The organism is Eggerthella timonensis (assembly GCF_900184265.1).
Taxonomy (GTDB): domain Bacteria; phylum Actinomycetota; class Coriobacteriia; order Coriobacteriales; family Eggerthellaceae; genus Eggerthella; species Eggerthella timonensis.
The window spans coordinates 1,688,821-1,715,569 of sequence record NZ_FXXA01000002.1 but is presented as its reverse complement, the minus strand read 5'-3'; the positions used below and the strand labels follow the sequence as shown (position 1 = coordinate 1,715,569).

Genomic DNA, 26,749 nt, shown 5'->3' with positions numbered 1-26,749 from the left:
TCAAGCATACGGGAAATTGGGTCGAAACCGGGCTTTGGACGCGATAGTCGAAAAGAGAAAAAGAGCCGCATAACCCCTGCTCAAAAAGAAATTATACGACTCTCGGAGCTACCTGAGAACTATCATACGTTGAACTTGAAGTGCATGACGTCACCGTCTTGGACGACGTACTCCTTGCCTTCCTGGCGCAAGCGACCGGCGTCGCGGCAGCCCTTCTCGCCGTTCAGCTCGGAGTAATCGGCGAAGGACGCCGTCTCGGCCTTGATGAAGCCGCGCTCGAAGTCCGAGTGGATGACGCCGGCCGCCTGCGGTGCCTTCGCGCCGATGGGCACGGTCCAGGCGCGCGTCTCGGTCTCGCCGCTCGTGAAGTACGACTGGAGTCCCAGCAGATGGTACGCCTCGCGCACGAGACGGGCCAGGCCGCTCTCCGCAAGGCCCATGGCCTCGAGATACTCCTTCGCCTCGGCCGGGTCGATCTCGGCGAGCTCGGCCACGTCGGCCTCCACCTTCGCGCAGATGGGCACCGGCGCGCAGCCGTCGATCTCGGGCAAATCGGCCGTGAGCTGGTCTTCGTCGACGTTTGCCAGGTACAGCATCGGCTTCATCGTGAGCAGATGCAGGTCGTACAGCGCCGCGCGCTCGTCGTCGGTGAGGTCGAGCGTGCGGGCTCGATGCCCCTCGTTCAGGCCATCGTACACTTTCTTGGCCGCGGCCACCTTCGCCGCGCCCGCCTTGTCGCGCTTGGCTTCCTTCTCGAGACGCGGCAGCGCCTTCTCCAGCGTGCCCATGTCCGCGAGGATGAGTTCGGTCTTGATGGTCTCCACGTCGCTTTGCGGATCCACCTTGCCGGAGACGTGAACCACGTCGGGGTCGCCGAAGAAGCGCACGACCTCGCAGATGGCGTCGGTCTCGCGGATGTTCGCGAGGAACTGGTTGCCCAGGCCCTCACCCTGGCTAGCGCCCGCGACGAGGCCTGCGATGTCCACGAACTCGACGGTGGCCGGCACGATGCGCGCCGGATGGTCGATCTCGGCCAGGCGGTCGAGCCGCGCATCGGGCACGGGCACGACGCCCACGTTGGGCTCGATGGTGGCGAACGGGTAGTTGGCTGCGAGGCCGCCCTTGTTCGTGAGGGCCGTGAACAGCGTGGACTTGCCGACGTTCGGCAAACCGACGATACCGATGGAAAGCGACATGGAACTTCCTTCTCAAGCGATGCAAACGTATCGCCCCATGATAGCAAACTACGGATAGCAGGACGAGCGCGCGGCATGAACCCCACGTAACGAAACGCTAGACGACATCCTCTCCAAGTAGAATCTTCGGCATGGTGGTCAGGCACCGGTTCCAACGTTTGTAGAACTTCTCGAGGCCGAGCTTCGAAACCCGCGCATGGGCCTCCTCGCTTTCCAGCACCCAATGCAGCACATAGGTCACCTTGCCGACGTTCCTGGTAAGGCGAACGGGCAGCGCGCCCTCTTTGACGGAGGCGAAATCTTTCTGCCTATGGGTGCGTTTGATGTAGCGAACGTCGATGACGCCGTCCTGCTCCAGGTAGAACGCCGCCACTTCCTTCATGAGCTCTTCGATTTCGTCCACCTTGGTCAACTTCGCTTCGTATATGCATATCTCGTTGAACATGGGAGTCCCCCTACTCCATCCGTCGGCATGCAGGCACGTCCGTCCCGTCCGCATGCACGGGAGCGCTTCGTCCATCATAGCGCAACGCAACATGGCGGCCATCACGCAGGAATGCCAGCAGACGAAACGTCCTATCTACCTGACGAAGAACGGCACCGCGACGCTCGTGGTCATGGACGCAGATGCGTTCGACGAGGAGATGTCCGTCCACCAAGCCGTGTATGATCGGGAGGCGCGCGTGTTCCGCGCCATCATGCGCGGTCGCGAGGACGAGCTGGCCGGCCGCGTTCGCACGCTCGAGGATGCTCGCGCCGACGCTCGCGCGCTCAGGGAAACCCGCCATGGCCGATGACGAAGACCCTGCCATCGCTTTCGAAGTGAGGCTGACCGACGAAGCATTCTACGCTTACGCCGCCCTTCCGACGGAACGCGTCTTCGCGCACGTCGACAACGACCTCGATCCGCTCGCGATAACCCCGGAATTGGGGCAGGTGTACGATCCGGCTTACGATGCCGCGAAACCGCCGTTCACCTGCCGCGTCCTCTATTGCGAGCAGTACGGCATCTATTACCACGTAGACGAAACGGAGCGCGCCGTCATCGTGTTCGCCATCGAGGACCAGCGACGCAACCCGCTTACGCGGTTCCAATCCTACGAGTACGAGGTTGCAAGCTTCCCGCAAGAAAACCGCACTTCGGGATAATAGCAGCTGAGGCCCTCGGCACACGAATCGGCGCGTTCGGGAGGGATCTCCATGCGCTCGAGGTACTCCCGCTCGCTCGCGCACGTGCGGGCGATGGCCGTGTTGCGCACAATGGCCTCGATGTCGCGCAGGATGAACGACGAATCGTCGGAGCGGCCGACGATCTTCGCGGCGGCCACCCCCGCGCGCTCAAGCCGCCAGATGGCGCACAACCCGCACGCCGTGCGGTGGAAGCGCTCGTAAGCAAGCGCGTTCTCGCTCAGCTCGCGATCGAGCCTTTCCCCGCCGTACGGCGCCACGAGGTTCTCTCGACGCGCATGGCGCACGTCCCAGCACAGAGCGTTGCGCCCTTCGAAATGCCGCCCGAGGCACGACCCGTCGGCGAAGATGCAGCCGTTGCGCATGAGGAACGCCTCGTACTCCACCTCGGGAGCCTCGCGCACCATGGCCTCGATCTCGTCGAGGCCCACGTCGCGCGGCACGATGACCCGCGTGCAGCCGAGGCGCCGGTACACGCGCGCGATGGCGGCGTTGTACACGCCGCACATCGTGGACGCCACCACCCGCAAGCCGCAATCGGCGGCCGGCTCCACGGCTTCGGGAACCGATACGATCACGCCGGTCGCGCCCGCATCCTGCAAGCGCTCGAAGTACCCGAACAGGAAGTCGAGCTGCTCGCGGCTGTACGCGTTGGCGTTGAACGTGACGTACGCCTGCTTGCCGAGCGCGCGCACCTCGCCCACGATGTCGAGCACCTCCTCGAACGAGTAGGGGTTGGACACGCGGCCGAACCCGGTCATGCGGTTGAGGTCGGCGGACGCTCCGAAGCGCTCATGCCACGCGTCGTCGTGGAATCCCAGGTAGAATTCCTCGCCACCCGCCTGAGCGTAGCGTTTCAGGTACGTGCGGTCGTTCACGGGGACGAGCGGGTTCATCGCTGCACCAATACGTCGATGGGCGACACGATCATGCGGAAATCCTCTCCTTCGCTGATGAGGCATGCAGGGTTGGCGAAGTACACGGTGCGCCCCTGCTTCAGCAGGCGCACGCCGGACGGCAGAGCGTAGCCGACGGCGCAGCGCGCGCATTCGAGCGAGCACGGCGCGTTCGGGCGGAACTTCTCGCAGAGGGGCCGGCGCAGGCTCGCCAGCTCGCAGACGGCACCGGTGGTCAGGTAGCAGTACGGCACATGCACGCCCACCTGCACCTGGGGCATGAGCGCGGTCAGCGGCGCCAGGTCGAGCGCCGCATGCGTGGGATCGACCTCGACGCCGCGCACCTCGCCGCGACGGAACACCTCGGTGATCAGCGGCGGGATGTCGACGACATAGCGCACGTCCAGCAGCTCGGCGTACCGTGGATCGCGCGGCGCCTTGGAGAACAGGCGGCCGACGTTGACGGGGCAGCCGTAGCGATGCACGCAGCGCGCCAGCATGCCCACGTCGTTCACCGTGATCTCGTCGATCAGGTCGCCGTAGGCGTGCACGAGCCGATCGATGCGCTCGCACCCGGCCTCCACGTCCTTTTGCGAGAACACGGGCAAGACGAGCGTCGCCGGGATGCCCTCCCGGCGGCAGAGCGCGAACGACTCGCGCCATACGCGCTTCGGTTGGCGCAGGAAGTATTGGCTGCAGAAGTTCGAACCGACGTACAGGCGCTCGACGGAGCTGCGGCCCGCCTTCTGCATGGCGCGCTCCACCAGTTGGGAGAGCGTGAAACCATGCGGACGGGCCGCAGCCGCCACGTCGGCCACGTTGCACGCGGGCGTCGATTGCATGGCGGAGGCTACCGCCCGCCCACCGACGAGCCGCCGCCGTGGCGCGGGTTCACCGGAAGATCGTCGCCGGTCCGGCCGTTCGAAGCAGGCGCCTGCGCGGCGCTTCGGGCCTCGCCCGAACCGGCGCCCTCGCCGTAGCGCTCGCCGGAGCCGTAGCGCTCTCCCGAACCGTACGATTCCCCGGAGCCGTAGCGCTCGCCGGAACCGTAGCGCTCGCCGGAGCCGTCCTGCGCTCCCGAACCGTACTTCTCGCCCGAGCCGTACTTCTCCCCGGAACCGTAGTTCTCACCCGCGCTGTAACGCTCGCCGGACGCGTGCTGATGCGTGCGTTCTTCTTCTGCCATGAAGTCCTCCTTCGTCGCAGCGGATCGAAAATCGGCCCCGCAGGGCCGCACGCCCGAAGGCGCCAGCACATCATAGCGAGCGCCTCCGACGGCGCGCGGGGACCCTGTCTCGCCCTTGCTGGAGCGTGCCCTGCCCGTAAGGCCCCCGAAACCAAGCGGAGCGCCCCGAAGGGCGCTCCGTCAGCACATGCCGAGCAGTCGGAACGACGGCGTTAGAAGCTCACGAGGCCGAACGTCTGGGCGACGAACGCCACGAGGATGACCACCACGAGCACCGGCGCGATGTACTTGATGATGACGGTCCAAACCTTCTCCATCTTGAAGTCGCTCGAGATCTTAACCTCGTCCACGATAGCCTTCGGCTTGATGATCCACCCGACGAACACGCAGGTCAAAAGTGCCACGATGGGCATGATCACCGAGTTCGATATGAAGTCGAAGAAGTCGAGCAGCGACGTGCCCGCGCCGAGCGGCTCGATGAACGACAGGCCGTTGTAGCCCAGGTTCACGATGATGCCGGCCACCGCGACCACGCCGATGACCGCGCACAGCGCTTTCTTGCGCGACCAGCCCGCACCGTCCTGGATGATGGACGTGCACGTCTCGGTGAGCGAGATGGCGCTGGTCAGCGCGGCGAACAACACGAGCAGGAAGAACAGGAAGCCCACCACGGTAGCAGCCCCGCCCATGTCGGCGAACACGCCGGGCAGGATGACGAACATGAGCGACGGGCCGGAGTTCGCCGCCACGGCCTCGCCCGAACCCATGGCCACGAACGCGGCCGGCACGATCATGAGGCCGGCAAGGAACGACACGCCGATGTCGAAGCCGCCGATGCGCGCCACGCTCTGCGTGAGGCTCGACTTCTTATCAAGGTAGGAGCCGTACGTGATCATGATGCCCATGGCCAGCGACAGGCTGTAGAACATCTGCCCGAGCGCGCCGATGACCAGCTCCGGCGAGAACTTGCTGAAGTCGGGCATGAGGTAGTACAGCGCGCCGTCGATGGCGCCCGGCATGGTGAGCGTGTACAGCGCGATACCCACCGCCATCACGATGAGCGCCGGCATCATGACGAGGTTCGCCTTCTCGATGCCGCCCTTCACGCCCAGCGACACCACGATGAACACGATGGCCATGAACAGGAGCATCCACAGGAAGCTCTCGGTGTTGCTGGTGATGAAGCCCGTGAAGAAGTCTCCTCCGTCGGCCAGCGCCTCGGGCCCGTTGATCAGGTAGGCCGCCGCGTACTTCGTCACCCAGCCGCCGATGATGCAGTAGTACGGCGTGATGATGAAGGGCACGGTGGACGCGAGGACGCCGATGAAAGCGTACTTCTTGCCGAACTGCTTGAACGCGCCGATGGCCGACTGCCCCGTCTTGCGGCCGAGCGCCGTTTCCAGCAGCAGCAGCGAGACGCCGAAGGTGAACACGAGCACCAGGTAGGTGATCAAAAACGTGCCGCCGCCGTACTTGGCGGCGAGGTAGGGAAAGCGCCACATGTTCCCCAAGCCCACGGCCGAAGCCGCCGCGGCAAGGATGAACGCCCACTTGCCCGACCACGCCGAGCGCGTGTGCGCGTGTGTTGAAGCCATTCGATTCCTCCGTTGACGTAGAACTGGTAATCCCCGAACGCCCTGCCCGCGAAGCGCGTCCGCGAGGGGCCGGATGCGGGCGCCATCCACGTTGTGCACTTGCGCCGCGATCCAATGGCACATTATACCGAGAAACCGCCGCGCACGGACCACGTTTTCGCAGAAGCGCGCTCATAAAGGCTCGCGGTCGCGCGCTTCGTTACGGGCAGGATGCGCGCCGGGAACCGTTCGCAAGCAATCAGGGCGCGCTCGCTGCTGGCTTGAATACTGATCGCATCATGGATGCCGCCGTGCCGTCGAAACGAGAGGATCCCACCATGAACCATCCTGCTTACCTGTCCCGCCGCACGTTCCTGGCGGGAAGCGCCGTGCTCGCCGCCACTGCCGGGCTCGGCCTGTTCGGCTGCTCGAGCGCGGGCACGGACGCCTCCGCGCCGACTGCCGCTTCGAACGAGGACGAACCCGTGAACGCCTACTACGAGAACGCCGTCATCTACACGGTCGACGGTCAGGATCGCATGGCCGAAGCGCTGGCTGTCCGCGACGGGAAGATCGCCTTCGTCGGATCGTCGTCCGACGGGCAGCGTTACAAGGACACCGCCCAGAACGTGGTGGACCTCCAGGGTAGATTCGTGCTGCCGGGCCTCATAGAGGGCCACATCCATTCGGGATCGCCCGACTTCTTCGACTTCAGCCTCATCGGCCTCCCCACCGCCGACGACGAGTTGGCCGCCATCAAGGAATACGTCGACGCCCACCCCGAGAAGGACACGTATCTCGGCTTCGGCTACATGGCCAGCCTCTACCCCGGCGAAGAGCTGGAACGCGGGCCCAAAAAGGAGCGCCTCGACGAGATCAGCCCCGACAAGCCGCTGCTCGTGTACTCGTTCGACGGACACGGCGCGTGGCTGAACTCGAAGGCATTCGAGTACCTCGGCATCACGCCCGACACGCCCTCCACGCCCGGTGGCGAGATCTACAAGAACGCGGACGGCAGCCTATGGGGCACGCTGGCCGACTCCGCCATGTCGATGACCTCGAACTATCCCGTCAACCAAGAGAACGTGGCCGACGGGCTGGCGACGTTTCTGCGGGGCCTCAACGCGTTGGGCTACACGTCCATCTTCACGCCGCCCGGCAACGGTTTCTTCCCCGTGCCCTACGAGGGCTACCAGGCGCTCGCGGACCGCGACGAGCTCACCATGCGCGTGCGCGGCGCGGGCATCGTCACCAGCTGGCAGACCGACGAGGACCTGGCCACGCTCAGCGAGCTCAAGAAAAAGTACGACAGCGACGCGCTCAAAGTTATCGCCGGCAAGATATTCGTCGACGGCGTGATGGACAACGAGTCGGCCCTGCTATCCGAGCCCTACGCGAACAACCCGTCCAACTACGGCGAGACCGGCTGGGAGCAGAACCCCCTCAACCAGGCCGCCGCGGCCATCAACCGCGCGGGGATGCTCGCGCACATCCACGCCATCGGCGACGAGGCCGTGACGATGGGGCTCGACGCCATCGAGTACGCCGAGCAGAACGTGCCGAACGACGACGAGCGCAACGCCATCACCCACCTGCAGCTCGTGAAGGAGGACGACGTCCCGCGCTTCGCCGAGCTGGAGGTGACGGCCGTGGCCGACCCCTACTGGCACTTCAAGGAGCCGCAGTACTGGGAATCGAAGGAAAGCCCGGCACTGGGAGAGCGCGCCGAGAAGATGTACCCGATGAAGTCGTTCGTGGACGCGGGCGTGACGCTCGTCTCCGCCTCCGACTTCCCGGTGACCTCGAACCCCAACCCCTTCTACGCGATGCAGTTCGGCGTGACGCGCAACCTCGTGGACGGCAAGCCCTACGACGTGCCCGACATCACCGACATGGACGACCCCGCCTACCTGCTGTGGCCCGAGGAGCGCGTGGACATCAAGCGGATGATCCGCAGCTTCACCGCCGACGCCGCCTGGGCGCTGTCCCTCGACGGCGAGACGGGCAGCCTCGAGGAGGGCAAGGCGGCCGACTTCATCGTGGTGGATCAGAACGTCCTCGAGGCGAAACCGCTCGACATCAAGAACACGAAGGTGCTCCAAACCTACCTTCGCGGCGAGCGCGTCTACGACGCCGCGACGGCCGAGCAGTAGGGGCGCGTATACAGCTCTCCCTCAAACCGAAGACCTCCGTCTCGACATGATACAATGCAGATCGAGCGGAGGTCTTTTCTCGAGGAGGTGCAGTATGACGAACGTACAATCGATCAGTCGCGCCGTACAGGAAACGGCACAACGCTACCCCATCAGAAGCGCCGCGCTGTTCGGCTCGTACGCGCGAGGAGAAAACCGCGAGGACAGCGACGTCGACATCCTCATCGAAACGGATGGCACGTTCTCGTTGCTCGATGCCGCCCGATTCCGTCGAGAGCTCTCGGAAGCGCTCGATGTTGACATCGACGTGGTGTCGGCACGCTCGCTCGAGGGTTCTTTTGCGCGCCACGCTGTTCGTGACCAAGTAGTTCTCTATGAGCGCTCTTAGCACTCGAGATGCCTCCATTCTCGAAGGCATCGTATCGAACTGCAATTCGATCGAGGATAGGATCGAGCGCCATCGCGTCGATCGCACGGTTTTCATCAAACAGGCGGATCTGAGGGAAATGCTGCTCTTCCCCCTCATTCAAATCGGAGAGCTCGCCAACCATCTGAGCGAACAGGCTCTTGCGACGTACGACGATATCCCATGGAGCGACATCGTCGGCATGCGTCACATGATCGTGCACGGTTATGGCACTATCGACACAACCTGGGCGTGGACGACCATCGTGCAAGACGTTCCCGAACTCAAGCGGCTCTGCTCCTCAATTCTCGAAGGCCGTTAGCCCGCACCCTCCAAATCTGCGGTTTTGGCGAGGGGGCGGGCGCGGCGCTTGGGGCTTATGCGCCGATTAGGCTATCATGGTGCGCAGACCAAACGAGAAGGAGAACCATCCATGTGCGGTATCTGCGGATTCACCGGGGCGACCGAAGCCGATCTGCCCGCTTTGAAGGCGATGTGCGACATCATGGCGCACCGCGGCCCCGACGGCGAAGGCCAGTACCTCGCCGACGGCGTGGCGTTGGGGCATCGCCGCCTGTCGCTCATCGACCTGGCAAACGGCAACCAGCCCATGGTGCGCGCCACAGGCGCGCATGACTCCGCCGTCACCTCCCCCGCCGTCGAGGGATCCGCGCCCGGATCGTTCACCGTCGGCGACTACGCCATCGTGTTCAACGGCGAGATCTACAACTACCGCGACCTGCGCGCCGAGCTGGCCGCCGAAGGCTGGACGTTCAAGACCGAGTCCGACACCGAGACGCTGCTCGTGTCGTATCTGGCGTGGGGCAAGCTGCTGCTCGACAAGGTGCGCGGCATGTTCGCGTTCGCCATCTGGGACAAGCAGAACCGCGAGCTGTTCTGCGCGCGCGACTTCTTCGGCATCAAGCCGTTCTACTACACCGTGCAGAACGGCGAGGCCGGCCCGCAGTTCATCTTCGCCTCCGAGATCAAGTGCATCCTCGAGCACCCCGCCTACGAGCGCGAGCTCAACGAGGAGGCTCTCGAGCAGTACCTGTGCTTCCAGTTCTCGGCGCTGCCCGAGACGTTCTTCAAGGGCATCTACAAGCTGGAGCCCGCGCACTGCATGACCGTCCGCGCCGACGGCAGCATCGAGACCGAGCGGTACTGGCGCCCCACCTACGACTTCGACGAGAGCCGCAGCCGCGAGGACACCGTGGAGGCCATCGACGCCGCCATGCGCGAGAGCGTGCGCTACCACAACGTGGCCGACGTGGAGGTGGGCTCGTTCTTGTCCTCGGGCATCGACTCCAGCTACATGGCCGCGTGCCTGGCGAAGGAGAATCCCGACATCAAGACGTTCACCGTGGGCTTCGCCGAGTACGAGGGCGAGCGCGACGAGATCACCTGGGCGCGCGAGCTGGCCGACGAGCTGCACATCGAGAACAACTCGAAGCACATCGGCGAAGAGGAGTACTGGGCGAGCCTGCCGCGCGTGCAGTGGCACATGGACGAGCCGTCCGCCGACCCGAGCGCCGTGGCGCTGTACTTCGTCGACCAGGAGGCCGCCAAGAAGGTGAAGGCCGTGCTGTCCGGCGAGGGCGCCGACGAGTTCTTCGGCGGCTACCGCATCTACCAGACGCCCTTCGCCAACGCGAAGCTGTCCTGGGCGCCGAAGGGCCTGCTGCGCGGCGCGTCGAAGATGGCGCGCGGTCTGGGCGTGCGCGGCGCGAACTACCTGGAACGCGCCTCGGAGACGGTGGAGGACTGGTATTACACGAACGCGAACGGCGTGGCGTTCTCGCCCGACGAGCGCGCGCGGCTGTTGAAGCGCCCCGTGCAGGCGTGCACCCCGCAAGAGCTGACCGCACCCGTGTACGCCGAGGTAGCCGGCCTCGACGAGACGACGCGCATGCAGTACGCCGACCTGTTCTTCTGGCTCGTGGGCGACATCCTGTTGAAGACCGACAAGATGTCGATGGCCCATTCGCTGGAAAGCCGCGTGCCGTTCCTCGACAAGGAGGTGTTCAACGTCTCGCGCACCGTCCCCACCCCGCTCAAGGCCGACGGCGAGCAGACGAAGATCGCCTTGCGCGAGGCCGCCGAGCGCGCCATCCCGAAGGACTGGGCGCAGAAGGAAAAGCTGGGCTTCCCCGTGCCCGTGGTGGGCTGGCTGCGCCAGGATCGCTACTACGACGAGATCAAGGGTTGGTTCACCGGCCCCGAGGCGAAGCGGTTCTTCAACGAGGACGAGCTGGTGAAGCTGCTGGACGACCACAAGAGCGGCGCCGCCGACAACACCCGCAAGATCTGGATCGTCTACATGTTCCTCATGTGGTACCGCATCTACTTCGTCGACCGCACCGTTCCCGAAAAACCCGCAGCATAGCGAAGAGCCCCCGGTCGGGGGCTCTTTTTTAGCATAGAAGGGGACAGTCTTTTTTTTGCCACTTCGTCAGGCGAGCTTCGACGAATCGACGGCGACGAGGTGGCCGTGCTCGTCCTCGAAGACGCACAGCCCGCCGTCGCGGCTCTCGTACAGGTTGCGGAAGCGCGCGAAGCGGCGCTTCTTGGCGAGCTTCGGCTGCGGCTCGGGCTCGGACTGGGGTTCAGGTTGCGGCTCAGGTTGAGGCTCGAGCTGGGATTCGGGTTGCGGCTCGGGCTCGGGCTGAGATTCAGGTTGCGGCTCGGTTTGCGGCTCGGGCTCGGGCTCGGGAACCGCCTCGAGGGGCGGCAGGGGCTCGGTGGGGTCTCCGGACTGCGCAGGCTCGTCCGACGCCTCGGGCTGTTCGATCTCTGCGGCAGCCGCCTCGAGCTCGTCCACCGCCTCTTCCAACTGGGCGGCAGCGGCGATCAGCTCCTCTATCGTCAGCGGCTTCTCCGGCACCCGCGCTTCCGGCTCGGGCTCAGGCTCCGGTTCGGGCTCGGACTCGGTCGCCAGCGCCGCAGCGTGCGCCGCTTCGACGAAGTCCTCTTCGTCGGGGTCGTTCTTCGCCACGAGATCGCGCTCCATCTGCACCTCGGCAGCCTGGAAGTCCGTCTCGCTCGGCTCGTCCACGACGGACTCCGGCTCGATCGCAGGAGGCATCACGACGGGAGGCAGCACGCGCTCCTCCAACCGCTCTTCACGCTCCTCGATGGCCGCTTCGGCCAGGCCGCCTTCCAGCACCTCGATGCCCGAGGCCATGACGTGCGACGGCGCCGGCGCCGGGTCGATGCCCAAGCGCGTGTACAGCGAGCGGTTCGATTGGGCGATAGACACAAGCTCGCACGCAAGCGCGACCCGATCGGCCTCCTCGACGCCCTCCTGCAAGAGCTTGCCTATTTCAAGCACGCGCGTCCACGAAAGCGCGTCCATATCCTCTTTGAGCGATATGATCTTGTCCGCTTCGCGCGCCACGCGCTTCTCCGTTGATTTCCCAAACATGATACGCCGCCTTCAGGTTACCGAGCGCCTATTGTAGCACGTCAGTAGATGACTCGCCAGAATACGAGCCCCTGAGCTGGGGCGTTTTCTCCCGCAACCCGACGATCGCAGGCTTCCAGAACCTCGCCCACCCAATCGGCGTCGCGCTGGCCCTTGCCCACCATCACGAGCGTGCCCACGATGGTTCGCACCATGGAGTGCAGAAACGCGTTGCCCACCACCTTGATGGACATGAGGTTCTCGCCCATCACCGTCTCGGGATGGAACGATATCTCGCGCACGTTGCGATGCGTCGGCTTGCCCTCGGCCGATGCCGCCATGCAGAAGCTCTTGAAGTCGTGCTCGCCCAGCAAATGCTGCGCGCCGGCTTCCATGGCCGTGAGGTCGAGGCCGCCGGGAACGAACCACGAGAAGTCCTTCATGAAGATGGGGCTCGTGGAGTCCACGCACAGATGGTAATGGTACTCGCGCGCCTGCGCGTCGAAGCGCGCCGAGAAGCCCAGCTTCTTCGGCTCGACCTCGCGCACGGTGATGGCATCGTGCGTGAGCGCATTGAGCGAGCGGCGCAAGCTCGGCAACGAGCGACCGGCGATGTCGAGATCGTTCACGTCGAAGCTGACCACCTGGCCGAGGGCGTGCACCCCCGCATCGGTGCGGCCGGCGCACGTCGTCTCTACGTCGCGCCGGAACAGCAGGCGCAACGCGTCCTCGAGGTCGCCTTGCACGGTGGTCTGACCCGGCTGGCGGGCGAACCCGCTGAACGGCGCGCCGTTGTACGACAGCGTCAGCGCCAGCGTGTGATCGCGCACGGGTTTTTCGGCAGCGTTGGCCGCTGTCGCTTCGCGCTCTCGCGCGGTGGAGGGTGTGATGGTTTCCGTATTCATAGGCGACATGATAAACGAACCCGACCCCGCTGCGAAGCGGGGTCGGGTATCCTCTTGCCAAATTGTTGAATAGGCCCCGGCCTTCTCAACGCGAAAGGAACCGCGCGCCCATCCTCGCTCTGAAGCGCGCGTAGGGCGCTGAAGCACGTTTTCCGTGCGAGACACATCCGAGAAGCACGGATCGCGCCAGCATACGGCACACGCATCCGACGCGCCATCCCGCGCTGGGGAAAAGCGCTTCGCGAGTCGCAAAACGCCGAAGATGCTCGAACGGAAACGCGTCTGCATCGAGACGTGCAGAAAACCTCGACGCTATCCGTTGCAAAACAGGGTTTTTGGCAGGATTTTCCCGCTCCGGTTGCCATCGAGAACGTTCCAGCACGGCCTTCGCACGGGAAACCGCAGGTCACGCCTCGCTCAATCTCCGAGATGACCGGGCGTGGCTGCCAAAAACCCGGTTTTGCAACGGATAGCGCTGAACATCCTGCGCAGTCCGCCCACGGAGCGCGTCGGCGCGTGGCCGCACGCGCCGTGGGCACCGCGACCAAAAAAAGCGGGCCCGAAGGCCCGCTCGATCGCAAAAGGATGTCCCGCCCCTACGAAGCCCTCCACACCTGGGAGCCGAAGAGGTCCTGGATCTCCGAGCGCATCACGGGGCTGCGGGAATCAACCGAGATGGGCAGCTCGGCACGGTACTTGTGGCCGTCGTTCTGCTGCACGAACAGCACCACGCCGTCGCGTCCCGGATACGACTTCAAGATGCGGTTGAGACGCAGCGACTTCGACTGGTCGAACTCGGACATCGCCACGCGCAGCTCGAGGTGCGACGGACGGGCATCCGCCTCGCTGAGCTCGATGACCTCCACCTCGAACGCCATGATCTGATTGCCGCGGTCGTTGGCCTCGAACTTGCCCTTCACCTTGACGATGGCGTCTTCCTGAATGGCCTCGGCGTTCTCGTCGTACTTGAAGCAGATGCACTCCACGTGCCCCGTCGTGTCCTCGAGGGTGAACGTGGCCATCTTCGTGCCGCGCTTCGTCAGCTTCGTCACCACGTTCGAGATCATGCCCACGAACACCGCGGACTTGATCTCCTTCGTGCGTTCGGCCAAGTCGCCCAGCTGGAACTTCGTCATACGCGCGATGGTGCCCTCGTACGGACGCAGCGGATGGTCCGAGACGTAGATCTTCATGATCTCCTTCTCGAACGACAGCAGCTGGCGCTTCGGCCACTCCACGCCGTCCGGCTCCGGGATCTCCTCCTCGAAGCCGGAATCCGGATCGTCTCCGAACAGGTCGAACATCGACACCTGGCCGCGCTCGCGGTCCTTCTGGCGCTTCGACGCGCTTTCAAGCAGCGGCGTCTCGTCGACGAAGTACATGAGCTGCTTGCGCGTGTAGCCCGTCGAGTCGAACGCCCCGCCCTTGATGAGCGCTTCGAGCGTCTTGCGGTTGTAGCATTTCGCATCGAGGCGGTTCACGAAGTCGTGCAGCGACGTGAACGGGCCGTTCGCCTCGCGCTCCTCGATGATGGCCTCGGCCACGTTCGCGCCGACGCCGCGCACGCCCACGAGGCCGAAGCGCACGCCCTCGTCGGTGGGCGTGAACTCGGCGTTGGACGAGTTGATGTCCGGCGGCAGCACGGGGATGCCCGAGTGGTTGCAGCTGGCGATGTAGCGGATCAGGCGGTCGGTGTTGCCCATGTAGGACGACAGCACGGCGGCCATGAAGTCGTTCGGGTAGTGCGCCTTCAAATACGCCGTCCGCATAACCAGGATGGCGTATGCGGCCGAGTGCGATTTGTTGAACGCGTACTTCGCGAACTTCTCGGCGTCTTCCCAGATCTGCTTCGCGATCTCGAGCGAGTAGCCGTTCTCCACCGCGCCGTCGTTCCAGTCGGCCTGGAGCTGGCGCATGATGTCGAGCTTCTTCTTGCCCATGGCCTTGCGCAGCTTGTCGGCCTTGCCCGCCGAGAAGCCGCTCATCTCCATGGAGATCTGCATGATCTGCTCTTGGTAGACCATGGTGCCGTAGGTCTCTTCCAGAAGCGGGCGCAGGCGGTCGTCGTAGTAGTGGACGGGCGTCTTGCCCTGGGCCACCTTCACGTAGTCGTCTACCATGCCCGACTCCAACGGGCCCGGGCGGTTGAGGGCGATCGAGGCCACGACGTCGGAGAAGCGCGTCGGGGGGAGCCGCGCGAACAGGCTGACGTACAGCGCGCCCTCCACCTGGAACAAGCCGTCCATGTTGCCGGACTGCATGAGCTTGAAGGCGCCCTCGTCGTCGATGGGGATGTCCTCGGGGATCACCTTCGTGCCGAAGCGCTGCTCGATGTTGCGGCATGCGATGGTGAGCACGTCGAGCGTGCGCAGGCCGAGGAAGTCCATTTTCAGCAGGCCCAGCTCGGGCGTGTAGTGGCCGTCGTACTGGGTGATGATGCCGCCGCCCTTGGTGTCGCGCTTCATGGGCACGTGGTCGCTCATGGGGTCGCGGCAGATGATGGTGGCGCATGCGTGCACGCCCTCGCCGCGCACGTGGCCTTCGATGGACAGCGCCGCGTCGATGACGGCCTTCACGTCCTCTTCGGTCTCGTACGCCTTCTTGAGGTCGGGGTTCGTGGCCAAGGCCTTGTCGATGGTGATGCCCAGCTCGTCGCCGATCATCTTCGTGATCTTGTCGCCGGTGCTGTACGGGTAGTCCAGCACGCGCGCGGCGTCGCGCACGGCGTTCTTGGCCTGCAGGGTGCCGAACGTGATGACCTGGGATACGTGGTCCTCGCCGTACACGTCCTTGATGTGGTTGATCACTTCTTCTCGGCGGCCCTGCTCGAAGTCGACGTCGATATCGGGCATCTCCACGCGCTCGGGCGACAGGAATCGCTCGAACAGCAGGCCGTTCGACAGCGGGTCGAGGGCGGTGATGTCCATGGCATACGCCACGATGGCGCCTGCGGCCGAGCCACGGCCCGGGCCGACGCCGATGCCCTGGCTGCGCGCCCACTCGATGTACTCCTGCACGATGAGGAAGTACGCCGGGAAGCCCTGCTGGATGATGATGCCCATCTCGTAGTCGGCGCGCTCCTGCGCCTCCTGCGGAACCGGATCGCCGTAGTGCTTGACCAGGCCTTCCTGGACGCGCCTACGGAAATAGCTCTCCTCGGTCTCGCCCTCGGGCAGCGGGAAGCGCGGAAGGATGGAGTCGCGCTCGAGCACCACGTTCACCTTCTCGGCCACTTCGACCGTGGTGTCGCAGGCCTCGGGGAAGTCCTTGAGCGCCTCGCGCATCTCCTCCTCGGTCTTCATGTAGAACTGGTCGTTCTCGAAGCGCATGCGGTTGGCGTCGTTGAACGCCGCGCCCGTGCCGATGCACAGCATGTAGTCCTGGGCGCGCGCGTCCTCGCGCGTGAGGTAGTGGAAGTCGTTCGTGGCGATAGTCTTGAGGCCGGCGGCCTTGGCCACGTCCGTCAGCATGTGGTTGAGCTCGGTCTGCGTGAACCCGGCGTCGGTGCGGATGCCCTGGTTCTGCAGCTCGATGTAGAAGTCGCCCGGCTCGAAGCAACTGGCGAACTTCTTGGCCCACTCCACCGCCTCGTCCACCTGGCGGTTGTCGAGCAGCTTCGGGATGATGCCGGCGATGCACGCCGACGAGCCGATGATGCCCTTGCCGTACTTCTGGAGCATGCTGAACGTGGTGCGCGGCTTGTAGTAGAAGTTGTCGACATGCGATTCGCTGACGAGCTTCACGAGGTTGTGGTAGCCCTCGTTCGTCTTGGCCAGCAAGAGGAGGTGGTAAAGCTTGGGCTTCGTGTCCTTGCGCAGCTCCTCGTCGACGGTGAAGTACACCTCGCAGCCGTAGATGGGCTTGACGCGCTTGCCCGTCTCCTCCTCGACCTTGTCGCACATCTCGCACAGCTGCGGCACGCCGGACATCACGCCGTGATCCGAGATGGCCACGGCGGGCATGTCGAGGTCGGCGGCTCGTTTCACCATGTCGTAGATGTGGGTGTGCCCGTCGAGCAGGGAATATTCGGTATGGTTGTGCAGGTGGACGAATGCCATATCTTGTGCCTCTTGTCAGTCATGGATGCGCGTCGTTGTGTCGATGACATTCTAGCAGCATCGGCGCTTTCGATGATCGAACAAACGATGGTTTTTGCAAGATCGTCACCCCTGCCGAGCGGCCACGCCGTCGGGCTCGCGACGGCGCCTCCCGCGGCGGCGGCCCCATCGTCGGGCTCGCGACGGCGGCGCCCGCGGCGGCGGCCCCGTCGTCCGCCCTGCGCGTCAGGACGCTTCGCCTCCTGCGGCCAATCGTCCGCGAGCAGGCCGAGGCGAGCGTCTTCGCGATCGGGACGCGCTCCGGAAAAGGACGGAGCCCTCGCGATTCGCAATACCCGATGCGAGAGCCGTTCTGCCCGCTCCGATGGACAAAAAGCCGAGTATTCTTTATCCTCAGATAAATATAGAAGAAAATGCGGACTTCTCATCAGGGAAAACGGAAGCCGGGATGATTCAACCCGGCGAGTCTTCACGAAAATCTATAGAATACTCGGCTTTTTGTCCATGATGTTTCCACTTATATATAGAAGCGACGCGACCCATCGGGAAGACGCGGTGGCGGCTCCAGTTGACGTGAATGCAACCAGTCGAAACACGTCCGCGCTCAAACGGGCAGGCCGCGACGGGCTGCGCTAGCAGCGGCCGAACAGCTTGCTGCGGACACGGCGCTGCTTCTCGCCCTTCCGATCGTCGTCACGGCCCGACGCCAGCTCGTGCACGTCCACTTCACCCGCGGCGATGCGCAGCAGCAGTTTCGCGTCGCTCATCGAGTCCGATTCGCGCCGAGGTTCCGATCGTTTCGCCATATGCGGCACCGCCTTCCAACGAGAGCTTGTACTTGTTCGACACGAGGCGGTATCCGTCGCGCTCCGCCATGCGCTGCATCGAGGGATTGTGGCTTTCGAGGTACAACGCGTCCACGTTGAGCAACGTGGCCAGCGACATCCAGATATCGAGCATCTGGCCCATGTAGCCCCTGCCCCGATGCGCGGCAGGGGTGTAGCAGCTCACGATGGTGGCGCTGCGCTCGCCCGCGCCGCACGCCCCGCCCGCCGAACCGAGCGTGGGCAGCCGGTCGTTCATCTCGAGGCCCGACACCGACGCCGCCTCGGCGCGATCCTCGATGATGCCGAACAGGATGCGCGTGCCGAGGTTCCGCTCGAGGTACGCCTCCGTGGCCTGCCGGAACGCACCGGCGTCGAAGGAAGGGTCCACGCCCCAGTATTCGAGCGACTGGGCGCACCGCATGTCGGCGATCAGGCCGATGTCCTCGCGGCGCGCGAAGCGAAACGCGGGGTTGATCCGTCGCGCTTCCTGCAGCTGGCGGCACGTGCCCGCGCACGCCAGCTGCACCGAGCTCGCGAGCGCCGCCTCGGCGACGGCCGTCACGCCCGCCCGCCTTCGTCGCCGAAACCGCGACGACCGCGACGGTCGCGCTCGAGCGGGCCGCAGGGGCCGCCGAACCCGAACGGGAAGTCGGGACGGCTCCCGCGCCCCGCGGGGCCGTCGGAGCCACCGCGCACGAAGGACAGCATCTCGTCGCGGTGCCGGCGCGCCCGATCGAGCGAATCGCGGCCGTCCTCGCCCATCGACTCCTCGAGCGCGTCGATCAGCCGATCGAGGTAGGCGCCCATCTGCTCCTGCTCCTCGTCGGTGAGGCAGGAGAACACCCTCGAAGGCGCGGTTTCAACCTGGTCGGCATCGCGTCCCTTCTGCGTCAACATGACGAGCATGACGCGCTTGTCCTCCTCGGAGGGATGGCGTTCCACGTAGCCGCCCTTCTCCAGCTTCGCCAGCATCTCGTTGAGCGACGAGACGCGAATGCCCAGCACGTGCGACAGGTCCTTCGTGCTGATGCCGTCCTTCAGCTTGAGCATCGCGAGAATGCGCCCCTGCCCGCAAGAAGGGTCCACCACGGGGCCCGCATCCGCGCGGAGGCGATGGCGCTGGCGTTGCAGCAGCCATTGCACCACCGAGAGCTTTTCCAACAACTCGAAACTTCTATCCATAACGTGCGTCCTTTCTCTGCCCGCGCTAGTTCAACCGGTACCGTTAGAAAGATATACCGGTACCGGTTGAAAGTCAACGCTTTTTCTACCGGTACCGGTAGAAAGCCACGAGAGACATGCTTGCGTCCGCTTGCCGACGCTGCCGACCTCTCGCCGCGGCACGAGCGTCGCGACGATACCGCTCACCGGCTGTTTATTCCTGAGCGATCAACTTGGTTTACAATATGCCACTTCCTCGACCTCCCGCACACGAAAGGCCCAGAAGCATGCCCGACCATGCCTGCCGGTACTGCGTAGACGAACAATCGACCCGCCTGTACGACGCCCTGCCCTGCGGCGTCATGCACTGTTGCGCGCACGGCAGCGGGAAGACCTTGTTCGTCAACAGGGCCGCTTCTGCCATCCTCGGCTACGAGGACTTCCCCGATCTCCTCGCGCGCAGGGGCGGCGAAGCGCTCGCCCACATTCCCATCGGCGAGCGGGCGCAGGCCGAACGGTGCATCGAGAAGCTGCTCTCCGGCGAGCGGTCGTCGTGCGAGTTCCATCATCGCATCGTGCGCGGCGACGGAGCGCCGGGGTGGATTCGCGGCACGGCGGTGCTCGTCGAAAGCGGCGATTGCGTCATCATCCAAGCAGCGTTCAACGACGTGACCGATCTCCACGAGCGGCGCTACGAGCGCGACCGCAACCGGTACGCCGAAGTGCTGCGCACCGCGTTCGACGAGGTGCACGAGCTCAACATGCACGGCAGCTACGTGCGCCGGCTGAGCTCGACGACCCGGGAGGACCATGCGAACCTGCAGATGACCCTCGAAGAGGTACACCGCATATGGGAGCGTTACGTCCCCCGCCCACGCGATCGCGAGAGCGTGATCGACGCTGCGAGGAGCCTGTCCGAAGGAAGCGCATCGAGCGCCATCGTCACGTACCGGGTCGCGATGGGAACGGGGGCGCGCTGGTGCCAGAGCACGTTTCTGCGCATGGGCGAAGACGGCATCCTCTGCTGCAACCAAGACGTGACCGAGCGCATGCGCACCGAGGACGAGGCGGTTTCGCGCAATCTGGGCGACATCGTGTCGCGCCTGCCCGTGGGCATCGGGATGTTCGCCCTGCGCGACGGCAAGGCGATCCCGCGCTACGTGAGCGACCCCGTCTGCACCATGTTCGGCTACACCCGCGATGAGTTCGAGAAGCAACGAGGCAACGAGCCGTTGTTCGATGCGGACCCGCTCGCATTCGAGGACGATGCGCCGTCGGCTCCGAACGAGTCCCCGCGCGCAGCGGCCAACCTCGACATCGTGCTGCAGCGCAAGGACGGCACGCCGCTCGCCCTGCGTCTGCGCGGCACGAAGTTCCGCACGCGGTCGGGCGAGGATCAGCTGTTCGTAGCCATCGCCGACGTCACCGAAGAGCTGCGCGCCCAGCATGCGCGCGATTGGCAGAACGAACGCTACCGCATCCTCAGCGAGCTGACCCACGCGATCAGCTTCGACTACAACTCCGAAACCGACGAAGCGCTTCTGTACACGGACGCCGGCGACGGCTTCAAGGCGCAAAGCATCCCTCGTTACCTGGAAAACCTCGACCTCGCGCGCGACGGGGTCATCCACCCCGGCAGCCTCGACGCCGTGCGCGCCCTGTTCGACGCCCCCGAGAAGCGGCGGACCGCCATGTTGGAGTATCGCGCGAACTACCGCGGCGACGGCTACCGATGGTACCGGGCGAACCTGTACAGGATGGAGGACTTCGATGGAGCATGGCACTTCATCGGTCTCATGGAGGACATCCAACACGAACGCGACCTCAAAACCCGCGCGGAGAACGACCAGCTGACCGGCGTGTCCAACCACATGACGACCAAGCAGCTCGTAGACGAAGCGCTGGCAGACCCGTCGCTCGCGAGACGATGCGTCTGCGCGCTCGTCGACGTCGACGACTTCAAGAGCGTCAACGACCACTGCGGCCACATCAAGGGCGACGAGCTGCTCGAGCGCATCGGATCGCTCATGCGCCGCTCCTGCCGGCCGACGGACGTGGTCGGCCGCGTCGGGGGCGACGAGTTCGCCATCCTCTTCAAGGATATGCCGCTGAGCATGGTTCTGAACAGGCTCGATGCAATCAGAGCGCAGGTGCTCGAGCTGACGGCATCCACCGCTGCCGAAGCCGGAGCTTCGGTGAGCATCGGAGTCTACGCCGTGGAGGGAGCCTCCTCTTACGACGAGGCGTTCGCCAAGGCCGACGAAGCGCTCTACGCATCGAAGGGCAAGGGCAAGAACCGTATCTCGCAGTACGCCTCGCAGGCGTAAGCGGGTCCTGCGCGCATCGAGGAAGCGGTCAGCCCCCTCTCGTTCGACGGCGTTCCTCCGCAGGCGCGACCCGGGGGCCGACGGCTCGTCTTTCCACGCATTGGCAACGCCCTCCCAACGCGCCGTTTGCAGGAAAGCGACTTGATGAGGGGGCGAATTATACTGCACGGCATCTAACCGCGCGTATGCAAGGACACCACATGAACACGACCACCCGTCCCTATCCGGCCGCGCGCGCCCGGCGATTGTTCGTCGCGCTCGCCGTCGCGCTGTCGGCCTTGGCCCTCGTGCTGCCGGCTCCGCTCACCGCTCATGCGGAGGGATCGAAAGAGCTGGTCGCGCACGGCGGCTACCGTCCCTACACCGAACGCTACAACGCCTCGACCGCCGGCGAGAGCCGGTTGACCGAGCTGTACGCGTACGTAAAGGAAGGGGAAACCGTCTCGTTCGGCACGAGCATCAAAGACGCCGTCGCCCGGTTCACCAACGAGAAGATGGGCACGAGCCTCTCCGATGCCGAGCTGGCCGCGCTCAACCAGTGCGATATCGTGGTCTGCGACCCCGCCTGGGTGCAGCAGCAGCAAGCCGATCCCGGCACCGGAAACGCGCACGCCTACCCTTACTTCCAGGGCGCACGCGACGCGCGCGTCACCACCTACGACGTAAGCGCCGACGCCACCGCCGACAACGGAGCCCCCGGCTACATCGGCAGCGTCGCGCGCGAGGCGGGCGGCGCATCCGGCCCTGACGGCAACGGCTACGCGCCCCTCACGTTCACCGCGCAGAAGAGCGGCGTCTACCTGTTCAAATTCTACTCGCAGGCGCTGTCCAACCGCAATCCGCAGCCCTACCCGGTCACCGACGACCGGGCTTTCACGTCGGCCGCGCAGGCCGGCGGCAGCGTCGCGGCATGGGACATCACCGTGTCGAACGGCGACGGCGTGCAGAACGGTCGCGTGTTCACGAAGAAGCTGTTCCTCAACATGGGCAACAACTTCGATCGCGCGAGCATCCTCAAATCCCATATGTTCGCGGTCACCGACGACAACTACCATTACGAGATCGACTTCAACGGCATGGACCCGTTCGGCTTCGTGTTCTTCGCCAACAACCGCGGGCTGCTCGACGGCTCGCTCGACGACCGCGCATCAACGCATTCGCTGTACCACTCGGTGCGCTCGCAGAACAATGCGCTGTCCGACCTGGCCGAGCACGGCGTCATCCTCAACAACGCGCCAACCAACGAGCTCGACCGCACCTACAAGCTGTTCTTCAACAACCCCGCCGACCCCGAGGTGCTGGCCGCGCTCGACATCGCCACGCCCGACGGCGAGAACGCCATCAGCAACTTCACGTTCGACGGCAACCCCACCCCCACCCCCGCCGCGCCCGAGCTCAAGGCGAACGAGGGCTTCGTGGGCGAGGGCGGCACGTTCTCGTTCGACGTGGGCGACGTGGCAGCCACGTCCTATGAGATCACGCTGAATTTCGGCAACGGCAACACGGTGACGCTGTCGAACTCGCTCGTGAAGAACGGAACGAACACCATCGCCTGGGACGGACTCGACGCGAACGGCGTCAAGGTGCCCGCCGGCACGTACGACCTGAACAACGTCGCCGTCAAGCTGAAGGGCGGCGAAGCGCACTTCCCGCTGCTCGACGTGGAGAACAACTACGACGGCGTGAAGATCCATCGCCTGGAAGCCGATGGGATGCCCGTCGATTCCACCGTGTACTACAACAACAGCTCGTCGAACGCCGGCGACGTCACCCCGCCGTGGAGCATGGCCAACTGGGCCGTGGCCGACACGCAGGATCACAGCGTGACGGGCGTGGACACGTCGTCGCAGGGCGCAATGGCCTACCAGAACCGCGCAGGCGATCAGACAGCGCTCGACATCTGGGCCTACCACGACACCCCCATTGCGCTGAGGAGCTTCCAGTTCAAGCTCATGGACGTGCCCACGAGGCTCGCCGTGCACAAGACATGGGACCACGGCGCGAACCACGCCGATCCGCTGCCCTCCTCCGTCGACGTAGAGCTCTTGGCCGACGGCGCGGTCATCGACACGCAGACCCTCACCGCGCCTGCCCCCGGCAGCACCGACGGAGGATTCTACGCCTGGACCGACCTCGATCCGAACAAGGCCTATACCGTTCGCGAGGTCAACGTTCCCGAGGGCTACCAACCCTCCGAGGCAATCATCGGGGATAACGACGAAGGCTGGTCCATCGAGCTGACGAACGCCTTCACCGGAAACGTGACCTCCATCGCAGTCGAAAAGCAGTGGAACGGCACGCAACCTCCCGCCGAGCTTCCCATCTCCATCGTCGGGCGCGACGCGACGGATGCCGAGCAGTACCGCAAGGACCTCGTGCTGAACGACGGCAACGGTTGGAAGGCCTCCGTCGACGGCCTCACCGCGGACCAGCAGGCGCTGTGGTTCTCTGTTGAAGAGAAGCTTCCCGACGGCTACCGGCAGATCGGCAACGCGAACAAGCTCACGCCGAACGGCGACGGCACGTCCGCGCTCTCGTTCACCATCACGAACCAAAAGGTCGTCGATCTCACCGTGACGAAGGCATGGGACGACGATGGCAACAGCAAAGGCATCCGCCCGACCACCGTGGAGATGCAGCTGCTCAAGGACGGTAGGCCCTTCGGGGACCCGGTGACGCTCAGCGAGGAGAGCGCCTGGTCATACACATGGAAAGACCTCGTCGACGACGGCTCCTATGCCGCGTTCAAGGTGTACGAGTCCTCCGATCTGGGCGAATACGCCTCCTCGGCCGACTCCCCCGAAAATGCGGCCGGATTCGCCGACGGCGCGGCCACCGTCACGAACGCCCTGCCTCCCACCACGTCGTTCACCGCGATGAAGCGATGGGCGGGCGCGCCGCTCGGAAGCACGCCCGAGGACATCGACGTGCAGCTGTACCAAAACAACGCGCCCTACGGCGACCCCGTTCCCCTCAGCGGCACCGGCGGCTGGCAGCACACCTGGTTCGGCCTGCCCACGACCGACGCAGGGGGCAATCCGGCGTTCTACCACGCGCTCGAAACCGACGTGCCGCCCGATTACGAAGCGAACATCGGGAACACCGGGAATACGGCGATCATCACGAACACCTACACAGGCGGCGTGGCCAGCATCGTCGTGCAGAAGGAGTGGACGGGCGCGCAGACGCCGGCCAGCATCGACGTGCGCGTGACCGGTACGAACGCTGCCGGCCAGCAGCAGTACGACTCGGGCGCGGTGACCCTCACCGCCGAGGGCGGCTGGCGCGCCGAGCTGCCCATCGCCGTCGGCATGCGCACCCTGACCTTCGACGTGTCCGAAGTCGTGCCCGAGGGCTATCGACAGGTCGATTCGACGAGCAGCCTGTCCGAGGATGGCAAGACCCTCACGTTCACCCTCACGAACGAGAAGCTCATGGATCTCAAGGCGACGAAGGCCTGGGTCGACGGGGGCGACGCGTCGGGACAGCGCCCGGCAAGCGTGCAGATGCAGCTGCTCAAGGACGGCGCGCCCTTCGGCGACCCGGTCACCGTGAGCCCCGACACGAACTGGTCGCATGCGTGGAACGGCTTGCCCGACGACGGCAGCGTCTACACCGTGTACGAGACCACCGACCTGCCCGGCTACACCTCGGACGCGTCGTCCGCCGGCAGCGCCGTGGGCTTCGAGAACGGCGAGGCCGTGATCACGAACGCCCTGATACCCACCACCTCGTTCACCGTCGCGAAGGAGTGGGTGAACGACTCCGACACCCCGCTGCCCGGCAGCGTGGACGTGCAGCTGTACCAGAACGGCGAGCCCTACGGCAGCGCCGTCACCCTCACCGAGGCCGGCGGCTGGCGCCACACCTGGCCCGACCTGCCCTCCCAGGGGATGACCTACACGGTCGACGAGGCGACCACGGTGCCGCTGTACACCTCCACCACCATGACCGACGAGAACGGCGCCACCATCACGAACACGTACACGGGCGGCGTGGCACACGTGCTGGTTAAGAAGGACTGGCTCGGCGGGCAGGCGCCCGCAAGCCTCGATGTGCGCGTGACCGGCATGAACGCCGACGGCGAGCAGAAATACGACTCAGGAACGGTGACGCTCTCCCCCGACAACGGCTGGAGCGCCGACCTGCCCATCGACGTGGGGATGCGCAACCTCTCGTTCGAGCTGTCCGAAGTGCTGCCCGACGGCTACCGGCAGATCGGCACGAGCACCGCGCTGTCCGACGACGGCACCGTGCTCACGTTCTCGCTGCAGAACCAGAAGGTGACCAGCCTGACCGCCACCAAGGCGTGGGAGGACAACGACAACAGCCGCGGCTCCCGCCCGTCCAGCGTCAGCTTCCAGCTGCTCAAGGACGGCGCGCCCTACGGCCCGCACGTCATCGTCGACGCGAGCGGCGCCTGGTCGCACACCTGGACCGACCTGCCCGACGACGGATCGGCGTACACGGTGTACGAGCCCGACGCCCTGCCGAAGTACGACTCCGACGCGCCCTCCATCGACGGCGCGATCGGGTTCCCAGGAGGCAGCGCCACCATCACCAACCGCATCGTCGTGCCCACCACCTCGTTCTCGGTCGAGAAGACGTGGGTGAACGACTCCGACACCCCGCTGCCCGGCAGCGTGGACGTGCAGCTGTACCAGAATGGCCGCGCTTGGGGCGATCCGGTCACGTTGACCGAGGCCGACGGGTGGCGCCACACCTGGACCGACCTGCCCGACGACGACACGACCTACACCGCTGAGGAGGTTGCCGTGCCTCCCGGATACGCCTCGTCCGTCGCCACCGAGGACGACGTGAGCACCATCACGAACACGTACACCGGCGGCGTGGCGCACATCGTGGTGAAGAAGGCTTGGACCGGTACCGCGACGCTGTTGCCTGAAAGCCTCGACGTGCGCGTGACCGGCACCGACAAGGACGGCCAGCAGCGCTACGACTCAGGCACGGTGACCCTCACCGCCGAGGGCGGTTGGCAGACAGACCTGCCCATCGATGTGGGAATGCGCAACCTCGCGTTCGCGGCTGACGAGACGGTGCCCGAAGGCTTCGAACTGGTCAGCACCGAGAGCACGCTGTCGGAAGACGGCACGACGCTCACCATCGCGCTGACGAACGAGGCCGACGAGCCGCCGACGCCGCCGACGCCCGGGCCGCCCACCACGCCGGGCACCCCGCAGACGCCCGGCACGCCCGGGACGCCGGGCACGCCCGCGAGCGTCGGCTCCCCCACCGTCGCCACCGGCGACGTGCTCGGCGGCGCGCTGACGGCCTTGGTCGCGCTCGCTGCCGCCGCAGCCGGCACGCTGGCGGTAACCGTCCTCCGCCGCAAAGCGCGCCGCGAGTAGCACGCCCGACCCGCTCCGAACGCGAAAAGCCCCGGTGGATCACCGGGGCTTTTTCATCAGCGGCGTTGCGGCCGTCGCGTTGCCGGCGGCTGCAAGCCGC

General features: G+C 65.3%; 20 protein-coding genes. 8 read left to right on the top strand and 12 right to left on the bottom strand.

Going from position 1 to position 26,749, the window contains the following annotated elements; all coding sequences use genetic code 11:
• Positions 1 to 122: 122 nt before the first annotated feature.
• Positions 123 to 1,196, bottom strand: coding sequence for a redox-regulated ATPase YchF (gene ychF / locus C1A15_RS07095; protein WP_101721906.1), 1,074 nt, complete (start codon positions 1,194 to 1,196; stop codon positions 123 to 125).
• Between the two features lie 97 nt (positions 1,197 to 1,293).
• Positions 1,294 to 1,641: a hypothetical protein gene (locus C1A15_RS07090; protein ID WP_101721905.1), complete on the bottom strand. Its 348-nt coding sequence runs from the start codon at positions 1,639 to 1,641 to the stop codon at positions 1,294 to 1,296.
• 91 nt (positions 1,642 to 1,732) lie between these two features.
• Here C1A15_RS07090 and C1A15_RS16995 point away from each other — a divergent pair, with 91 nt between their 5' ends.
• Together C1A15_RS16995 and C1A15_RS07080 are read left to right on the top strand one after the other, a co-directional pair.
• Positions 1,733 to 1,993 carry a prevent-host-death family protein gene (locus C1A15_RS16995; protein ID WP_101721904.1) on the top strand — a complete coding sequence of 87 codons (261 nt, stop codon included), beginning with the start codon at positions 1,733 to 1,735 and terminating at the stop codon, positions 1,991 to 1,993.
• On the top strand, positions 1,983 to 2,345 hold the full coding sequence (locus C1A15_RS07080) for a type II toxin-antitoxin system RelE/ParE family toxin (RefSeq protein ID WP_101721903.1): 363 nt from the start codon (positions 1,983 to 1,985) through the stop codon (positions 2,343 to 2,345). Before C1A15_RS16995 ends, C1A15_RS07080 begins: the two co-directional genes overlap by 11 nt.
• Here C1A15_RS07080 and C1A15_RS16990 read toward each other — a convergent pair.
• The 4 genes from C1A15_RS16990 to C1A15_RS07065 all read right to left on the bottom strand — a co-directional run bounded on the left by C1A15_RS16990 (position 2,294) and on the right by C1A15_RS07065 (position 6,061).
• Entirely contained in the window at positions 2,294 to 3,280 is a 987-nt protein-coding gene (locus tag C1A15_RS16990; RefSeq protein WP_180953023.1) for a peptidase U32 family protein, read from the bottom strand. The genes C1A15_RS07080 and C1A15_RS16990 overlap by 52 nt on opposite strands.
• The gene (locus C1A15_RS16985; protein WP_180953022.1) at positions 3,277 to 4,122 is read right to left on the bottom strand and encodes a hypothetical protein; all 846 of its coding nucleotides are present in this window, start codon (positions 4,120 to 4,122) and stop codon (positions 3,277 to 3,279) included. The genes C1A15_RS16990 and C1A15_RS16985 overlap by 4 nt, the downstream gene beginning before the upstream one ends.
• A gap of 8 nt (positions 4,123 to 4,130) precedes the next feature.
• Positions 4,131 to 4,466 (bottom strand): hypothetical protein, encoded by a 336-nt coding sequence (locus C1A15_RS07070; RefSeq protein ID WP_101721902.1) that lies wholly within the window; start codon positions 4,464 to 4,466, stop codon positions 4,131 to 4,133.
• Between the two features lie 212 nt (positions 4,467 to 4,678).
• On the bottom strand, positions 4,679 to 6,061 hold the full coding sequence (locus tag C1A15_RS07065) for a sodium-dependent transporter (RefSeq protein WP_101721901.1): 1,383 nt from the start codon (positions 6,059 to 6,061) through the stop codon (positions 4,679 to 4,681).
• A 317-nt stretch (positions 6,062 to 6,378) separates the two neighbouring features.
• On the opposite strand from C1A15_RS07065, the gene C1A15_RS17230 reads away from it, so the two are divergent.
• The 4 genes from C1A15_RS17230 (at position 6,379) to asnB (ending at position 10,985) form a co-directional block, all read left to right on the top strand.
• Positions 6,379 to 8,193 carry an amidohydrolase family protein gene (locus C1A15_RS17230; protein WP_180953021.1) on the top strand — a complete coding sequence of 605 codons (1,815 nt, stop codon included), beginning with the start codon at positions 6,379 to 6,381 and terminating at the stop codon, positions 8,191 to 8,193.
• 94 nt (positions 8,194 to 8,287) lie between these two features.
• A complete protein-coding gene (gene mntA / locus C1A15_RS07055) occupies positions 8,288 to 8,581 on the top strand; it encodes a type VII toxin-antitoxin system MntA family adenylyltransferase antitoxin (RefSeq protein WP_180953020.1) in 294 nt (97 codons plus the stop codon).
• The gene (locus C1A15_RS07050; protein WP_101721898.1) at positions 8,568 to 8,921 is read left to right on the top strand and encodes a HepT-like ribonuclease domain-containing protein; all 354 of its coding nucleotides are present in this window, start codon (positions 8,568 to 8,570) and stop codon (positions 8,919 to 8,921) included. The genes mntA and C1A15_RS07050 overlap by 14 nt, the downstream gene beginning before the upstream one ends.
• A gap of 111 nt (positions 8,922 to 9,032) precedes the next feature.
• On the top strand, positions 9,033 to 10,985 hold the full coding sequence (gene asnB / locus C1A15_RS07045) for an asparagine synthase (glutamine-hydrolyzing) (protein ID WP_101721897.1): 1,953 nt from the start codon (positions 9,033 to 9,035) through the stop codon (positions 10,983 to 10,985).
• 66 nt (positions 10,986 to 11,051) lie between these two features.
• On the opposite strand, the gene C1A15_RS07040 is transcribed toward asnB, so the two are convergent.
• From C1A15_RS07040 to C1A15_RS07020, 6 genes are all read right to left on the bottom strand, one after another.
• On the bottom strand, positions 11,052 to 12,023 hold the full coding sequence (locus C1A15_RS07040; protein ID WP_101721896.1) for a hypothetical protein: 972 nt from the start codon (positions 12,021 to 12,023) through the stop codon (positions 11,052 to 11,054).
• A gap of 41 nt (positions 12,024 to 12,064) precedes the next feature.
• Positions 12,065 to 12,832, bottom strand: coding sequence for a tRNA pseudouridine(38-40) synthase TruA (gene truA, locus C1A15_RS07035; protein ID WP_342746815.1), 768 nt, complete (start codon positions 12,830 to 12,832; stop codon positions 12,065 to 12,067).
• Positions 12,833 to 13,503: 671 nt separating this feature from the next.
• Positions 13,504 to 16,965 carry a DNA polymerase III subunit alpha gene (dnaE, locus tag C1A15_RS07030; RefSeq protein ID WP_101721894.1) on the bottom strand — a complete coding sequence of 1,154 codons (3,462 nt, stop codon included), beginning with the start codon at positions 16,963 to 16,965 and terminating at the stop codon, positions 13,504 to 13,506.
• Positions 16,966 to 17,597: 632 nt separating this feature from the next.
• The gene (locus C1A15_RS17345; protein ID WP_281254119.1) at positions 17,598 to 17,732 is read right to left on the bottom strand and encodes a hypothetical protein; all 135 of its coding nucleotides are present in this window, start codon (positions 17,730 to 17,732) and stop codon (positions 17,598 to 17,600) included.
• Complete coding sequence (locus C1A15_RS07025) at positions 17,692 to 18,354, bottom strand: GNAT family N-acetyltransferase (RefSeq protein ID WP_101721893.1); 663 nt, start codon at positions 18,352 to 18,354, stop codon at positions 17,692 to 17,694. The genes C1A15_RS17345 and C1A15_RS07025 overlap by 41 nt, the downstream gene beginning before the upstream one ends.
• Complete coding sequence (locus C1A15_RS07020) at positions 18,351 to 18,974, bottom strand: MarR family winged helix-turn-helix transcriptional regulator (protein WP_101721892.1); 624 nt, start codon at positions 18,972 to 18,974, stop codon at positions 18,351 to 18,353. Before C1A15_RS07020 ends, C1A15_RS07025 begins: the two co-directional genes overlap by 4 nt.
• A 266-nt stretch (positions 18,975 to 19,240) precedes the next feature.
• On the opposite strand from C1A15_RS07020, the gene C1A15_RS07015 reads away from it, so the two are divergent.
• The gene (locus tag C1A15_RS07015) at positions 19,241 to 21,280 is read left to right on the top strand and encodes a sensor domain-containing diguanylate cyclase (RefSeq protein ID WP_180953019.1); all 2,040 of its coding nucleotides are present in this window, start codon (positions 19,241 to 19,243) and stop codon (positions 21,278 to 21,280) included.
• A gap of 200 nt (positions 21,281 to 21,480) precedes the next feature.
• On the top strand, positions 21,481 to 26,649 hold the full coding sequence (locus C1A15_RS07010; RefSeq protein ID WP_180953018.1) for a Cna B-type domain-containing protein: 5,169 nt from the start codon (positions 21,481 to 21,483) through the stop codon (positions 26,647 to 26,649).
• The last annotated feature ends 100 nt before the right edge of the window (positions 26,650 to 26,749 follow it).

Coding starts and splice junctions, on each gene's coding strand:
- dnaE (WP_101721894.1), bottom strand. CDS start 16,965: ATGGCATTCGTCCACCTGCACAACCATACCGAATATTCCCTGCTCGAC.
- mntA (WP_180953020.1), top strand. CDS start 8,288: ATGACGAACGTACAATCGATCAGTCGCGCCGTACAGGAAACGGCACAA.
- C1A15_RS17230 (WP_180953021.1), top strand. CDS start 6,379: ATGAACCATCCTGCTTACCTGTCCCGCCGCACGTTCCTGGCGGGAAGC.
- C1A15_RS07080 (WP_101721903.1), top strand. CDS start 1,983: ATGGCCGATGACGAAGACCCTGCCATCGCTTTCGAAGTGAGGCTGACC.
- C1A15_RS07010 (WP_180953018.1), top strand. CDS start 21,481: ATGAACACGACCACCCGTCCCTATCCGGCCGCGCGCGCCCGGCGATTG.
- C1A15_RS07015 (WP_180953019.1), top strand. CDS start 19,241: ATGCCCGACCATGCCTGCCGGTACTGCGTAGACGAACAATCGACCCGC.
- C1A15_RS07050 (WP_101721898.1), top strand. CDS start 8,568: ATGAGCGCTCTTAGCACTCGAGATGCCTCCATTCTCGAAGGCATCGTA.
- C1A15_RS17345 (WP_281254119.1), bottom strand. CDS start 17,732: ATGAGCGACGCGAAACTGCTGCTGCGCATCGCCGCGGGTGAAGTGGAC.
- C1A15_RS07070 (WP_101721902.1), bottom strand. CDS start 4,466: ATGGCAGAAGAAGAACGCACGCATCAGCACGCGTCCGGCGAGCGTTAC.
- C1A15_RS07020 (WP_101721892.1), bottom strand. CDS start 18,974: ATGGATAGAAGTTTCGAGTTGTTGGAAAAGCTCTCGGTGGTGCAATGG.
- C1A15_RS16985 (WP_180953022.1), bottom strand. CDS start 4,122: ATGCAATCGACGCCCGCGTGCAACGTGGCCGACGTGGCGGCTGCGGCC.
- C1A15_RS16990 (WP_180953023.1), bottom strand. CDS start 3,280: ATGAACCCGCTCGTCCCCGTGAACGACCGCACGTACCTGAAACGCTAC.
- C1A15_RS07090 (WP_101721905.1), bottom strand. CDS start 1,641: ATGTTCAACGAGATATGCATATACGAAGCGAAGTTGACCAAGGTGGAC.
- C1A15_RS07040 (WP_101721896.1), bottom strand. CDS start 12,023: ATGTTTGGGAAATCAACGGAGAAGCGCGTGGCGCGCGAAGCGGACAAG.
- C1A15_RS16995 (WP_101721904.1), top strand. CDS start 1,733: ATGGCGGCCATCACGCAGGAATGCCAGCAGACGAAACGTCCTATCTAC.
- asnB (WP_101721897.1), top strand. CDS start 9,033: ATGTGCGGTATCTGCGGATTCACCGGGGCGACCGAAGCCGATCTGCCC.
- ychF (WP_101721906.1), bottom strand. CDS start 1,196: ATGTCGCTTTCCATCGGTATCGTCGGTTTGCCGAACGTCGGCAAGTCC.
- C1A15_RS07065 (WP_101721901.1), bottom strand. CDS start 6,061: ATGGCTTCAACACACGCGCACACGCGCTCGGCGTGGTCGGGCAAGTGG.